This window comes from Citrobacter sp. wls718 (genome assembly GCF_005280945.1).
Lineage (GTDB): Bacteria > Pseudomonadota > Gammaproteobacteria > Enterobacterales > Enterobacteriaceae > Citrobacter > Citrobacter gillenii.
This window is the reverse complement of the sequence record NZ_SZWV01000016.1, coordinates 55,603-70,123: the sequence shown is the minus strand read 5'-3', so window position 1 is coordinate 70,123 and position 14,521 is coordinate 55,603. Positions and strand designations below refer to the sequence as shown.

Here is a 14,521-nt window from a genome sequence, read left to right as displayed (position 1 = left end):
GTATGAAAAAGACGACATGAATACCTCGGATATGCATCCGTTTATTCACCCCCTGTCAGCGGCGGTTGATCCGGCCTGGGAATCCAAAAGCGACTGGGAGATTTACAAGGGCATTGCCAAAGTGTTCTCCGAGGTCTGCGTGGGGCATCTGGGCCAGGAAACCGATGTGGTGCTGCAACCGCTCCAGCATGACTCTCCGGCAGAGCTGTCGCAGCCGTTTGATATTCAGGACTGGCGCAAGGGTGAATGTGACCTCATTGCCGGTAAAACGGCGCCCAATATTACGGTTGTCGAACGCGACTACCCTGCCACTTACGAACGCTTTACCTCGCTCGGTCCGCTAATGGATAAACTGGGTAACGGCGGGAAAGGCATCTCGTGGAACACCCAGGCTGAAGTCGATTTCCTCGGTAAGCTGAACTACACCAAGCGTGAAGGCCCGGCGAAAGGCCGACCGCTGATCGACACCGCGTTGGACGCGTCTGAAGTGATCCTCGCGTTGGCGCCAGAAACCAACGGTCAGGTGGCGGTGAAAGCCTGGCAAGCCCTGGGGGCGATGACCGGGCGTGATCACACGCATCTGGCTCTGAACAAAGAAGACGAGAAGATTCGTTTTCGCGATATTCAGGCACAGCCGCGCAAAATCATCTCCAGCCCAACCTGGTCGGGTCTTGAAAGCGAGCATGTCTCCTACAACGCCGGCTATACCAACGTGCACGAACTGATCCCATGGCGCACCCTGTCCGGTCGCCAGCAGCTGTATCAGGATCACGCGTGGATGCGAGCCTTTGGCGAAAGCCTGGTGGCTTATCGACCGCCAATCGATACCCGTAGCGTGACGGAAATGCGTGAGGTTCCACCGAACGGCTTCCCGGAAAAAGCGCTGAATTTCCTGACGCCGCACCAGAAATGGGGCATCCACTCCACGTACAGCGAAAACCTGCTGATGCTGACGCTGTCGCGCGGCGGGCCGATTGTCTGGATCAGTGAAACCGACGCCAAAGAGCTGGGGATCGAGGATAACGACTGGATCGAAGCCTTCAATGCCAACGGCGCGTTGACCGCCCGTGCGGTGGTCAGCCAGCGTGTGCCGCCGGGAATGACCATGATGTACCACGCACAGGAGCGAATCATGAATATCCCCGGTTCTGAAGTTACCGGCATGCGCGGTGGTATTCACAACTCAGTGACCCGCGTGTGTCCGAAACCGACGCACATGATCGGCGGCTATGCGCAGCTGTCCTACAGCTTTAACTACTACGGCACCGTCGGCTCTAACCGCGATGAATTCATCATGATTAGAAAAATGAAAAATATTGACTGGCTGGATGATGAAGGTCGCGATCAGGTACAGGAGGCGAAAAAATGAAAATACGCTCACAGGTAGGCATGGTTCTTAATCTGGATAAGTGCATCGGCTGCCACACCTGCTCCGTCACCTGTAAAAACGTCTGGACCGGACGTGAAGGTATGGAATACGCATGGTTTAACAACGTCGAAACCAAACCGGGGATTGGTTACCCCAAAAACTGGGAAGATCAGGAAGAGTGGCAAGGCGGCTGGGTTCGCGACGTTAACGGTAAAATCAGACCGCGCCTGGGCGGCAAAATGGGCGTGATCACCAAAATTTTTGCCAACCCAGTGATACCGCAAATTGATGATTACTACGAGCCGTTCACCTACGATTACCAGCATCTGCATAGCGCACCGGAAGGCAAACATCAGCCCACCGCCCGTCCGCGTTCGCTGATTGATGGCAAACGGATGGACAAGATTATCTGGGGGCCAAACTGGGAAGAACTGCTCGGCGGCGAGTTTTCTAAGCGCGCACGCGACCGTAACTTCGAGAAGATGCAAAAGGAGATGTACGGCCAGTTCGAAAACACCTTCATGATGTATCTGCCGCGCCTGTGTGAACACTGCCTGAACCCGAGCTGTGTGGCGACCTGCCCGAGCGGTGCCATCTACAAGCGTGAAGAAGACGGCATTGTGTTGATCGACCAGGATAAATGCCGCGGCTGGCGTTTGTGTATCAGCGGTTGCCCGTATAAGAAAATCTACTTTAACTGGAAGAGCGGCAAGTCGGAAAAATGTATTTTCTGCTATCCGCGCATTGAATCCGGCCAGCCGACGGTGTGTTCAGAAACCTGCGTCGGGCGCATTCGCTATCTCGGCGTCCTGCTGTACGACGCTGACCGCATTGAAGAAGCGGCCAGCACCGAGCATGAAACCGATCTCTACGAGCGCCAGTGCGACGTGTTCCTCAACCCGAACGATCCAGCGGTCATTGAAGAAGCGCTGAAACAGGGTATTCCGCAAAACGTGATTGACGCCGCCCAGCGCTCGCCGGTCTACAAAATGGCAATGGACTGGAAGCTGGCTCTGCCGCTTCATCCGGAGTATCGCACCCTACCAATGGTCTGGTATGTGCCGCCGTTGTCACCGATTCAGTCGATCGCCGACGCCGGTGGCCTGCCGCACAATGGCAATATCCTGCCCGCGGTAGAATCGCTGCGTATTCCAGTGCAATACCTCGCCAACATGCTCAGCGCGGGCGATACCGGCCCGGTGCTGCGCGCGCTGAAACGTATGATGGCGATGCGCCACTACATGCGCTCGCAAACCGTTGAAGGTGTCACCGATACCCGCGCTATCGACGAAGTCGGGTTGAGCGTGGAGCAGGTCGAAGAGATGTATCGCCATCTGGCGATTGCCAACTACGAAGACCGCTTCGTGATCCCGACCAGCCACCGCGAAATGGCCCGTGATGCCTTCCCGGAGAAAAACGGCTGCGGCTTTACCTTCGGCGATGGCTGCCACGGTTCAGATACCAAATTCAACCTGTTCAACAGCAGCCGCATTGATGCTATCGACATCACCGAAGTGCGCGATAAAGCGGAGGGTGAATAATGCAGATCCTCAAGGTTATCGGGCTGTTGATGGAGTATCCGGATGAATTGCTGTGGGAATGTAAGGACGATGCGCTGGCGCTGGTCGCCAGTGATGCACCGATGCTGAGCGAGTTCACCCGCGAATTGTTAAGTGCCCCGCTGCTGGATAAGCAAGCCGAATGGTGCGAGGTGTTTGACCGGGGGCGCGCCACCTCGCTGTTGCTGTTTGAACATGTTCATGCGGAATCACGCGATCGCGGTCAGGCGATGGTTGACCTGCTGGCTCAGTACGAAAAGGTCGGGTTACAGCTCGCCTGCCGTGAGCTGCCTGATCACCTGCCGCTGTATCTGGAGTATTTGAGCGTGCTGCCGGAGGCAGAGGCTAAAGAGGGATTGCAAAATGTCGCGCCGATCCTGGCGCTGCTTGGCGGGCGCTTAAAGCAGCGTGATACCCCATGGTATCAGCTGTTTGACGCCCTTCTCATGCTGGCGGGCAGTCCGCTTTCAAGTGACAGTGTCACGAAGCAGGTCGGCGCAGAAACCCGTGACGATACCCGCCAGGCGCTCGACGCTGTATGGGAAGAGGAACAGGTGAAGTTCATTGAGGATAACGCCACCGCCTGTGACAGTTCACCGTTGCAAAGCTACCAACGGCGCTTTAGCCAGGACGTGGCGCCACAGTATGTTGACGTCAGCTCGGGAGGCCCGAAATGATACAGTACCTGAACGTCTTTTTTTACGACATCTACCCGTATCTGTGCGGGACAGTGTTTATCCTCGGCAGCTGGCTACGCTACGACTACGGCCAGTACACCTGGCGCGCCTCCTCCAGTCAGATGCTGGACAAACGCGGCATGGTGTTGTGGTCAAACCTGTTCCACATCGGCATTTTGGGGATTTTCTTCGGCCATCTGTTTGGCATGTTAACCCCGCACTGGATGTACGCCTGGTTCCTGCCTATCGCAGTGAAGCAGCAAATGGCGATGATTGCGGGCGGGATTTGCGGCGTGCTGACGCTGGTAGGCGGCGCGGGTTTGCTGGTTCGTCGTCTGACGAATTCGCGAATTCGCGCGACATCCTCTACCGCTGATATTCTGATCCTGTGTGTTCTGCTGGTTCAGTGTATCCTCGGTCTGACCACCATTCCGTTCTCAGCACAACATCCGGACGGCAGTGAAATGCTGAAACTGGTGGGCTGGGCGCAGTCGGTGGTGACCTTCCAGGGCGGTGCGTCTGCGCATCTGGATGGCGTGGCGCTAATTTTCCGCGTCCATCTGGTTCTGGGGATGACCATCTTCCTGCTGTTCCCGTTCACCCGTCTGGTCCACGTGTGGAGCGCGCCGGTCGAATATTTCACCCGTCGTAACCAGATCGTCCGTTCTCGCCGATAAATTCGCGTTGTATTGCCAAATCCGGCCTACAGGGAGATTCCGTAGGCCGGATAAGACGCAGGGCGTCGCCATCCAGCATTTTGCACGTTATGATGCTTCTCCACTCCAGGGAGAACGCCAATGAAACCACAGGTTTACCACGTCGATGCCTTTACTCCACACCCGTTTCGCGGCAATTCCGCAGGCGTTGTGCTGCATGCTGACGGACTGAGTGAGGCGCAGATGCAGCTGATTGCGCGTGAACTGCGTCATTCTGAAACCGCTTTTCTGCTCACCAGCGACGACAGTGACGTGCGTATTCGCTATTTCACGCCAACGGTCGAAGTACCTATCTGTGGGCACGCCACCGTCGCCGCACACTATGTTCGCGCCAGCGTGCTTGGACTGGGCACTACGACCGTCTGGCAAACGTCGTTGGCCGGGCGTCACCGCGTTGATATTCATGCTGAAGATAACGGCTATCGCATCAGTCTGGAACAGGGTACGCCGACTTTTGAGCCGCCGCTGGAGGGACCCACGCGTGCAGCCATCATCGCCGCCCTGCATCTGACCGAAGACGATATACTGCCGGGACTGCCGCTCCAGATTGCCTCGACCGGACATTCGAAAGTGATGATCCCGTTGAAACCGGAGGTCGACCTCGACGCCCTGTCCCCGGACCAGTCGGCATTAATCGCGATCAGCCAGCACATTGGCTGCAACGGCTTCTTCCCGTTTCAGATTCGACCAGGGGAAAATGCCACTGATGGTCGGATGTTTTCACCGGCGATTGGCATTGTGGAGGATCCGGTCACCGGCAATGCCAATGGTCCAATGGGCGCATGGCTGGTGCACCACAACCTAATGGCTCATGACGGAAAAACCTTGCATGTTCAGGGGCATCAAGGCCGTGCGCTGGGACGCGACGGCATTGTCGAGGTGACGGTGGCAATCCAGGACAATCAGCCGCAAAAAGTGACGATTACCGGTGCGGCGGTGATCCTGTTTCATGCCGAATGGGCGATAGATTTTAATTGAGTCGGTAGGCCGGATAAGACGCATCGCGTCGCTATCCGGCAAATCATCACCCTATTTACCCGCCTCCGGATGCGTATCAAACGCCGCCATCACCGTTGCCAGTTCCGCCTCGGTAAAGCCGTGTTTGGCATCATCAACTCCCAGACCAAAGCGGTCCTGTAACAGGGCATACAGGCTCGCGACGTCAGGTAAGTTAATCTGCTCTACCGCATGGCCCGCTTCATAGTGCGTAAAATGGAAGTTGGTCAGGGTCAGCTTACCGCCGTCTGGCAGATGACGACACATCAGCAAGTGATGGCGAAAATGCGACTGTGGCCAATGCGCGGACCAGAAGTTACCTATCAGATGATCGCTCTGATGCTGAGTGACCAGATCGAAGTGGTACATCGATTGCCAGTGCTCATGATGACGGAACTGCAGGATCCAGTCCTCGTCTTCCCGAATCAGCCGATATTCACCGTGCGGTGTCTGCTGTTCAATGTCGGCCTGCAGACGAATCGGCGCGGTTAGCGTTTGTCCGCCAAAACCAACATCGGCAATCCACGCTTCACCTTGCAATTCGACCAGTAACAGTCGATGCGTGCGCGGCGGCAAGCTGGGCGGATTTGCCAGCACCACCCGCCCAAGTAAACTGCGCACGGTAAAGCCTATCTCCCGCAGCGCACGCTCAAATACCCCATTCTGCTCAAAGCAATAGCCGCCGCGACGCGCGCCCACCAGTTTCTCTTCCAGCGACTGCTCGTCGAGCTGCATTTCTCGCGGCAGCAACACATCGAGATTTTCAAACGGAATCGCACCGTTGTGCAGTAAATGCAGCGTCTGCAAAGTGTCAATGTTGACGTTAGCCGTACCTGACCAGCCAATACGGGAAAAATAAGCGGTTAAAAAAGGCGTCATACGGGATCCCTGTGCGTTGAATGTTGTACTTATAACGCATTTTTCATTTTCCGCCGTCGATTTTGTGCGCTCCCGCCGTATGCCGGGCGACAAAATCGCTAATCCCGTTAATATCTATATTAATTGTGTGCACTATCCACTCAACTGAGGATCCACCATGAGTCATTTCCGTCCGGTTGAATTACACCATGCCAGCCGACTGTTAAATCACGGTCCAACGGTCTTGATAACCAGTCGTGATGAAAATACGCAGCGGCGAAATGTGATGGCGGCGGCGTGGTCCATGCCCGTTGAGTTTGACCCGCCGCGTATTGCCATTGTGGTGGATAAGACCGCCTGGTCGCGTGAACTCATTGAACGTAGCGGCATGTTTGGCATTGTCATTCCCGGCGTGGCGGCAACTAACTGGACCTACGCGGTGGGCAGCGTTTCTGGTCGCGTGGAAGATAAATTTAACTGCTACGGTATTCCGGTAGTCAAAGGCCCGGTGCTGGGCTTACCGCTGATAGAGGCTAAATGCCTGGCGTGGATGGAGTGTCGCCTGCTGCCTGCAACATCTGCGCAAGAGAAGTATGACACCCTGTTCGGCCAGGTTGTTTCCGCTGCAGCGGACGATCGCGTCTTTGTCGACGGACGCTGGCAGTTCGATGATGACAAACTCAACATCCTGCATCATCTCGGTGCGGGCACCTTTATCACCAGCGGAAAACGCATTACTGCAGGTGAGTGATCGGAACGGATGACAGCCCCCCTGTCATCCACGTTTTTTTATTCTACTTTTTCTTAAAACTTCCAAAAAAAACAATTGGATAAAACAGCCACCGTGACCTTGCCGATTCATTCATGTGAATTATAGTTAAGTTTGCTCTAATTCAAATATTTAACCAAAACGCTATCCGTAGACACCGCACGTCCTGAAGTCTCTGAGAGGATTTACGATGCAACTTAATAGAATCGCACAAAGTTTACTCCTGGCTGGGTTATTAACATCGTTTGCCGTCCCTGTTATGGCTGCTGAAGCGCCAAAAGACGCCACTGCCGCCACGCAACAGGCCAACAATGCGCTATACAATCAACTGCCCTTCTCTGATAACACCGACTTTACTGACGCCCATAAAGGCTTTATCGCCCCGATTCCTCAGGAGGTGATTAAAGGTGAGCAAGGTAACGTGGTCTGGAACTCGCAACAGTACGCCTTTATTAAAGAAGGTGATAAATCACCGGATTCGGTTAACCCAAGCCTGTGGCGACAGGCTCAGCTAATCAACATCAGCGGACTGTTTGAAGTAACGGATGGCGTCTACCAGATCCGTAACCTCGATTTGTCGAACATGACGATTATCGAAGGTAAAGAAGGCATCACCGTGGTTGATCCGCTGGTCTCTGCTGAAACAGCTAAAGTAGGGATGGATCTTTACTTTAAAAACCGGGGTAACAAACCGGTTGTAGCGGTAATTTACACCCACAGCCACGTTGACCATTATGGCGGCGTACGCGGCGTTGTTGATGAAGCCGACGTGAAAGCGGGCAAGGTGAAGATTTATGCGCCAGCTGGCTTTATGGAAGCCGCGGTGGCGGAAAATATCATGGCCGGTAACGTCATGAGCCGTCGCGCCAGCTATATGTACGGTAACCTGCTAAAACCGGACGCCAAAGGCCAGGTCGGCGCGGGACTCGGCACCACCACCTCTGCGGGCACGGTTACTCTGATTGCACCCACCAATATCATTGAGAAAGATGGGCAAAAAGAAGTTATCGACGGTCTGACCTATGATTTCATGTTGGCACCAGGCTCTGAAGCCCCGTCGGAAATGCTGTGGTACATCGAAGAGAAAAAGCTGATTGAATCTGCCGAAGATGTCACCCATACCCTGCACAACACCTACTCGCTGCGCGGCGCTAAAATCCGTGAACCGCTGCCGTGGTCAAAATACATCAACGAAGCGATTGTGCGCTGGGGGGACAAAGCTGAAATCCTGATGGCGCAGCACCACTGGCCAACCTGGGGTAACGACAAGGTCATGACACTGCTGAAAAGCCAGCGTGACTTGTACCGTTACATCAACGATCAAACGTTACGTATGGCCAACGAAGGTCTGACCCGTGACGAGATCGCCGCGAACTTTAAACTGCCGGACTCGCTGGCACATACCTGGGCCAACCGGGGCTACTATGGCTCTGTTAGCCACGATGTGAAAGCCACCTACGTGCTGTATCTCGGCTGGTTTGACGGCAACCCGGCAACGCTTGATGAATTGCCGCCGGAAGAAGCCGCGAAGAAATTCGTCGACTATATGGGCGGTGCCGATGCTATTTTGCAAAAAGCGAAAGCCGACTATGACCAGGGTAACTACCGCTGGGTGGCGCAGGTCGTGAGCAAAGTGGTGTTTGCCGATCCGAACAACCAGGCCGCGCGTAATCTGGAAGCCGATGCGCTGGAACAATTAGGCTACCAGGCTGAATCCGGACCGTGGCGTAACTTCTATCTCACCGGCGCACAAGAATTGCGTAACGGCGTGATCAAAGGGCCAACCCCGAATACCGCCAGCCCGGATACCGTCCGCGCGATGACGCCAGAAATGTTCTTTGACTATCTGGCAGTGCATATTAACGGGCAGAAAGCGGGCGACGCGAAATCAGTATTCAACATCGACCTCGGTAGCGACGGCGGTAAATACAAGCTGGAGCTGGAAAACGGCGTGCTAAACCACACCGCCAATTCTGAAGCCAAAGACGCAGACGCAACTATCACGCTCAACCGTGACACGTTGAACAAAATCATCCTTAAGGAAGTGACGCTGAAACAGGCTGAACAGAGTGGCGATGTGAAGGTGACCGGCGACGGCGCTAAACTTGATTCTATGCTGGGCTACATGGATAAATTCGAGTTCTGGTTCAATATCGTTACCCCTTAAACATAACGTACAACGGGCGGATTATCCGCCCGTTTTCTCTCACATACTGTAACCCGGTTTTTTAATCAGCGTATCCATGTGCGGTGCGATTTCCCTATCCCACACCTGCTGCCAGGCTTTTGGGTCAACCTCATTGAGCGCGACGCTCACCGAGCTGTCTTTACTTTGCAGATGGCGAACGATCACCTCGGTAATTTCCGCCGCCAGCGCGGATTTTTGTTCGTCATTCAAATCGCGGGGAAAACATTTAATATCAACGTGCGGCATAGCAGGTTCCTTATTATTGTCTTTACGCGGACTCGCGTACGATAAGATGAAATCCGACATCGATAATATCGTCTTCACGAGGAATGTGCTCAATTCTGTCGGCGAGCAGCGAGGCGGCCCGCTGTCCAATGGCACGTCGGTCTACGCTGACGGTGGTAATTGCCGGGCGATTGCTAGCGGCAAAATCAAGATCGCCAAAGCCCACCACCGCTAAATCGTGTGGTACCGCCAAACCACGGCTTTCCGCCTCCATAATTGCCCCCTGCGCGAGGGTATCCGAGCTACAGACAATCACATCAAATTCGCTTTCGGCAAAAAGCTGCGTCAAGCCACTGCGTCCCAACGCCAGCGAAGCCGGAAGCGGCACATCCACCTGCGGCACCGTGGTAATGCCATGGCGACTCAACACATCACAGAGTCCGTGTTTACGCTGACCTGCGCGGCGATCGGCGGTCCATAACAGGCCCGGGCGACGATAACCTTTTGCAAGGAGATAGTCAGCCACCGCCTGCCCAACTTTTTCGTGCGAGAACCCCACCAGCATATCGATGGGGGTTGGCGTCAAATCCCAGATTTCCACCACCGGGATGGCGGCGTTGAGGATCACTTTTTTCAGCTCAACGGTGTGGTGGATACCCGTGAGCACCACGCCGTCCGGTCGACGAGAAAGCAGCGTCGCTACCAGCTCGGCTTCGGTTTGCTGCGTATACCCAGCCACGCACAGCAAGATGTGATACCCACGTTCAGCCAGTTCGTCGCTCAGCGACTGAATGGTATCGACAAACATATTGTTGTTAATTTGTGGGACCACTACCGCAATCAGTTTGCTGCGACGTGAGGCCAACCCCCCCGCCAGTGCGTTGGGAATATATCCGGTGGCGCGAACGGCCTGCATCACCTTTTCTACTGTTTTCGGGCGCACCATTTGCGGGGTATTCAGCGCCCTGCTTACGGTCATTGGCGATAATCCCGCGGTGCGGGCAACATCTTCCAGCGTTGGTGCGCGGGGAGGTCTGGAATTTTTCACGGTTGATGCCTTTGTAAAAATCGCCGATGGATTTGTGCATTATTCATCATGATTTCAGCCATTGCCAGCATCCCTGGTGCATAACGCTGAGAAAACAGCAGCTTAGTGAAATAACACCTTGTAAAATGTTAGCGCCATCATAATGATTTGTGCATTTTCACACAATGCATTGGAATGTGATGCTGTTTATAAAAACAGCCCCTGTTATCTCCGCATTTGTGATCGATTATTCAAATCAGAAGCAATTTACTGGCGTAATGATTGCGCCATCATTAAAAATGTTAGCGCAATCATTTTGTAACCACCAGGAGAGAACAAGATGTCACTAAGTGCGAATTCCGATGCCGTAACTTATGCCAAAACGGCCAACGCAAAAACAGCGGCTGAAACAGGCGACCGTATTGAGTGGGTAAAACTGTCTCTGGCCTTTCTGCCGCTGGCAACGCCAGTCAGCGATGCTAAAGTGCTCACCGGTCGCCAGAAACCGTTAACTGAAGTCGCCATTATCATCGCTGAGATCCGTAGCCGTGACGGATTTGAAGGGGTGGGATTTAGCTACTCGAAGCGCGCAGGCGGTCAGGGTATTTATGCGCATGCCAAAGAGATCGCCGATAATCTGCTTGGCGAAGATCCGAACGATATAGACAAGATCTACACCAAATTGCTGTGGGCCGGCGCTTCCGTTGGCCGCAGCGGGATGGCGGTCCAGGCCATCTCCCCTCTCGACATCGCCCTGTGGGATATGAAGGCCAAGCGCGCGGGCCTGCCGCTGGCAAAACTGCTGGGCGCACATCGCGACTCCGTTCAGTGCTATAACACCTCCGGAGGATTCCTGCATACGCCGCTGGAACAGGTGCTGAAAAACGTGGTTATCTCCCGCGAAAACGGCATTGGCGGCATCAAACTGAAAGTCGGTCAGCCAAACTGCGCCGAAGATATTCGTCGCTTAACCGCGGTGCGTGAAGCGCTGGGCGATGACTTCCCGCTGATGGTTGACGCCAATCAGCAGTGGGATCGGGAAACCGCCATTCGCATGGGCCGCAAAATGGAACAGTTCAATCTGATCTGGATTGAAGAGCCGCTGGATGCCTATGACATTGAAGGCCACGCTCAACTGGCTGCTGCGCTTGATACACCGATTGCCACCGGCGAAATGCTGACCAGTTTCCGCGAGCACGAGCAGTTGATCCTCGGTAACGCCAGTGATTTTGTGCAGCCCGACGCCCCACGCGTGGGCGGTATTTCTCCATTCCTTAAAATTATGGACCTGGCGGCAAAACACGGGCGCAAGCTGGCTCCACACTTTGCCATGGAAGTGCACCTGCATCTGTCCGCCGCTTACCCACTTGAACCGTGGCTGGAGCATTTTGAATGGCTGAACCCGTTATTCAATGAACAACTGGAACTGCGCGATGGTCGGATGTGGGTTTCAGATCGCCATGGTCTGGGATTCAGTATTAGCGAACAGGCACGCCGCTGGACGCAGTTAAGCTGTGAATTTGGCACGCGCCCTTAACGTATCTGGCGGGGAATAATACCCGCCCTCTTTCCCTACAGAAACGCTCTCAAACCTAATAACAGGAGTGGGTGATGAACACAATAATAAAGCGCACTAAAGTGCGTTACAGTATTTTGATATTTCTGTTTCTGGCCACCGTATTTAATTATGCCGATCGTGCAACGTTATCCGTTGTCGCACCGATTATGAGTAAAGAGTTGGGTTTTGACCCTGAAACAATGGGGCTGGCCTTTTCTGCATTTGGTATTTCATACGTCATTATGCAATTGCCAGGCGGCTGGTTACTGGACCGTTACGGCTCTCGCCTGGTGTACGGCTGCGCGCTGATCGGCTGGTCGCTGGTGACCATGTTTCAGGGCACCATTTATCTGTATGCCAGTCCGCTGATCGTATTGATTATCTTACGTCTGATGATGGGCGCTATCGAAGCCCCCGCCTTCCCCGCCAACAGTCGCCTGAGTGTACAGTGGTTTCCTAATAACGAGCGCGGGTTTGTCACCTCAGTTTATCAGGCAGCGCAATATATCTCGCTAGGCATTATTACGCCGCTGATGACCATCATATTGCATAATTTGAGCTGGCATTTTGTCTTTTATTATATCGGGGCAATTGGCGTTATTCTGGGTATATTCTGGCTGGTTAAGATCAGAGATCCGATGCATCACCCGAAAGTTAACCAGCAGGAACTTGACTACATTCGTGATGGCGGTGGCGAACCATCGTTGGGAAATAAGAAAGAACCACAAAAAATCACCTTTGCGCAGATTAAAAGCGTTTGCGTCAACAGGATGATGATCGGTGTTTATATCGGGCAGTTCTGTGTCACATCCATTACCTGGTTCTTCCTGACCTGGTTTCCGACTTATCTGTACCAGGCTAAGGGAATGTCGATTCTCAAGGTCGGGTTTGTCGCCAGTATTCCTGCGATTGCCGGTTTTATCGGTGGATTGTTAGGTGGCGTATTCTCTGACTGGTTATTGAAACGCGGCTACAGCCTGACGGTTGCCCGCAAGCTGCCGGTCATCTGCGGGATGCTGCTTTCCTGCGTGATTGTTATCGCCAACTACACCTCTTCAGAATTTGTGGTGATTGCCGCCATGAGCCTGGCATTTTTCGCCAAAGGTTTTGGCAATCTGGGCTGGTGCGTACTCAGCGATACCTCACCAAAAGAAGTGTTGGGCATTGCCGGAGGCGTGTTCAATATGTGCGGCAACATGGCCAGTATCATCACCCCACTGGTTATCGGCGTCATCCTTGCCAATACCCAGTCGTTTGATTACGCCATTTTATACGTCGGCTCGATGGGGCTGATTGGGCTGTGTTCGTATCTGTTTGTCGTCGGACCGTTGGATCGTATTACCCTGACGCCGTCCGTCGCGTGATTTAACCGTATGGCGATATTTCGCCCGCTGTTCCGGGACTTGCACTCCTGCGGAACAGCGTTTTTTTACGGCTACGATTTGTTCAGCGCTCGCTGCATCGAGGTTAGCCATTTTCCCGCGGCACATAGCGCGCCCCGGTTCACAGCACCTTCGACAAAAACTGCTGCGTGCGCGTATGACGCGGATGATTCAGCACCTGCTCGCTGCTGCCCTGCTCGACGATTTTACCATCGACCATAAACACCACCTGATCCGCCACCTCCCGGGCAAAACCAATCTCGTGCGTCACCACCACTAACGTGGTACCGGACTTTGCCAGGCCTTTAATGACATCCAGCACTTCGCCCACCAGTTCAGGATCAAGCGCGGATGTCGGTTCATCAAACAGCATCACACGCGGGTTCAACGCCAGCGCACGAGCGATGGCGATACGCTGCTGCTGCCCGCCAGATAAGTGTCGTGACCAGGCATCGGCTTTATGCCGCAAGCCTACCGCATCCAGCAGGGTTAATGCCCGCTCGGTAGCGGATTTCCGTGACGCGATTCCGTGAGCCACTGGCGCTTCAATCAGGTTCTCCAGTACCGTTAAGTGTGGGAAGAGATTAAAGTTCTGAAACACATAACCCACGTTAATGCGTTGGCGCAGAATGTCTGCCTCTTTCAGTTCATACAGTTTGTCTCCCTGACGGCGATAACCTATATAGTCGCCGTCGATCTGAATGAAGCCTTCATCGACGCGCTCCAGATGGTTGATAGCCCGTAGTAACGTGGATTTTCCCGAACCCGATGGCCCGAGAATAACCGTTACCGTACCGGGCGGGATCTCCAGCGACACGTCATCCAGCGCTTTATGGCGGCCGAAGGACTTGCTGACGCCAGTAATGGAAATATGGCCTTCAGGCGAGTGGGACATGGACGGCCTCCTGAGGCGTAAGTTGACGGCGACCTTTAACAGCGCGGCTGACGCGGGTGGTATTGATGGCCGAGCGCCGTTCGCTGCGGGCCAGCGCGCGTTCAACCAGGTGTTGAATCAGTGACAGAACACTGGTGATCGCCAGATACCACACCGCCCCAACCATCAGCAACGGGATCACCTCCTGGGTACGGTTGTAGATCATCTGGATGGTGTAAAACAGCTCCGGCATCGCCAGCACGTAAACCATCGCCGTACCTTTCGCCAGGCTAATAATTTCATTGAAGCCGGCAGGCAAAATG

Annotated in this window: 13 protein-coding genes and 1 pseudogene; 9 read left to right on the top strand and 5 right to left on the bottom strand. The window is 54.1% G+C overall.

The features are described from left to right. The 5 genes from FDW95_RS23435 to FDW95_RS03225 form a co-directional block, all read left to right on the top strand. A partial coding sequence (locus FDW95_RS23435) for a molybdopterin dinucleotide binding domain-containing protein (protein ID WP_249358895.1) occupies nt 1–1,369 on the top strand: 1,369 nt, incomplete at its 5' end. Further along, nucleotides 1,366–2,910, top strand: a complete 1,545-nt coding sequence (narH, locus tag FDW95_RS03240; protein WP_137363410.1) for a nitrate reductase subunit beta — start codon at nt 1,366–1,368, stop codon at nt 2,908–2,910. The genes FDW95_RS23435 and narH, both read left to right, overlap by 4 nt. Then, nucleotides 2,910–3,605: a nitrate reductase molybdenum cofactor assembly chaperone gene (narW, locus tag FDW95_RS03235; protein ID WP_115258479.1), complete on the top strand. Its 696-nt coding sequence runs from the start codon at nt 2,910–2,912 to the stop codon at nt 3,603–3,605. The genes narH and narW overlap by 1 nt, the downstream gene beginning before the upstream one ends. Further along, nucleotides 3,602–4,282: a respiratory nitrate reductase subunit gamma gene (narI, locus tag FDW95_RS03230; RefSeq protein WP_096757016.1), complete on the top strand. Its 681-nt coding sequence runs from the start codon at nt 3,602–3,604 to the stop codon at nt 4,280–4,282. Before narW ends, narI begins: the two co-directional genes overlap by 4 nt. A gap of 120 nt (nt 4,283–4,402) precedes the next feature. Further along, complete coding sequence (locus tag FDW95_RS03225; RefSeq protein WP_115258478.1) at nt 4,403–5,299, top strand: PhzF family isomerase; 897 nt, start codon at nt 4,403–4,405, stop codon at nt 5,297–5,299. 51 nt (nt 5,300–5,350) lie between these two features. Here the strand turns inward: FDW95_RS03225 and nhoA are convergent, their stop codons facing one another. Continuing rightward, the gene (gene nhoA / locus FDW95_RS03220) at nt 5,351–6,196 is read right to left on the bottom strand and encodes an N-hydroxyarylamine O-acetyltransferase (RefSeq protein ID WP_115258477.1); all 846 of its coding nucleotides are present in this window, start codon (nt 6,194–6,196) and stop codon (nt 5,351–5,353) included. A gap of 157 nt (nt 6,197–6,353) precedes the next feature. Between nhoA and FDW95_RS03215 the strand changes: the two genes are divergently transcribed. Both FDW95_RS03215 and FDW95_RS03210 read left to right on the top strand, forming a co-directional pair. Next, the gene (locus tag FDW95_RS03215; protein ID WP_115258476.1) at nt 6,354–6,926 is read left to right on the top strand and encodes a flavin reductase family protein; all 573 of its coding nucleotides are present in this window, start codon (nt 6,354–6,356) and stop codon (nt 6,924–6,926) included. A 208-nt stretch (nt 6,927–7,134) separates the two neighbouring features. Continuing rightward, nucleotides 7,135–9,111 carry an alkyl sulfatase dimerization domain-containing protein gene (locus FDW95_RS03210; RefSeq protein ID WP_115258475.1) on the top strand — a complete coding sequence of 659 codons (1,977 nt, stop codon included), beginning with the start codon at nt 7,135–7,137 and terminating at the stop codon, nt 9,109–9,111. A gap of 39 nt (nt 9,112–9,150) precedes the next feature. Here FDW95_RS03210 and pptA read toward each other — a convergent pair whose 3' ends face one another. Further along, a complete protein-coding gene (gene pptA, locus FDW95_RS03205) occupies nt 9,151–9,378 on the bottom strand; it encodes a tautomerase PptA (RefSeq protein ID WP_096757011.1) in 228 nt (75 codons plus the stop codon). 22 nt (nt 9,379–9,400) lie between these two features. Next, complete coding sequence (locus FDW95_RS03200; protein ID WP_115258474.1) at nt 9,401–10,405, bottom strand: LacI family DNA-binding transcriptional regulator; 1,005 nt, start codon at nt 10,403–10,405, stop codon at nt 9,401–9,403. Between the two features lie 319 nt (nt 10,406–10,724). Here FDW95_RS03200 and FDW95_RS03195 point away from each other — a divergent pair, with 319 nt between their 5' ends. Beyond that, nucleotides 10,725–11,921: an L-talarate/galactarate dehydratase gene (locus tag FDW95_RS03195; protein WP_115258473.1), complete on the top strand. Its 1,197-nt coding sequence runs from the start codon at nt 10,725–10,727 to the stop codon at nt 11,919–11,921. A 74-nt stretch (nt 11,922–11,995) separates the two neighbouring features. Then, complete coding sequence (locus FDW95_RS03190) at nt 11,996–13,306, top strand: MFS transporter (protein ID WP_115258472.1); 1,311 nt, start codon at nt 11,996–11,998, stop codon at nt 13,304–13,306. A 139-nt stretch (nt 13,307–13,445) separates the two neighbouring features. Here the strand turns inward: FDW95_RS03190 and FDW95_RS03185 are convergent, their stop codons facing one another. Together FDW95_RS03185 and FDW95_RS23430 are read right to left on the bottom strand one after the other, a co-directional pair. Then, nucleotides 13,446–14,219 carry an amino acid ABC transporter ATP-binding protein gene (locus FDW95_RS03185; protein WP_115258471.1) on the bottom strand — a complete coding sequence of 258 codons (774 nt, stop codon included), beginning with the start codon at nt 14,217–14,219 and terminating at the stop codon, nt 13,446–13,448. Next, a pseudogene (locus FDW95_RS23430) lies at nt 14,203–14,521 on the bottom strand (amino acid ABC transporter permease); the annotation flags it as partial. The gene FDW95_RS03185 and the pseudogene FDW95_RS23430, both read right to left, overlap by 17 nt.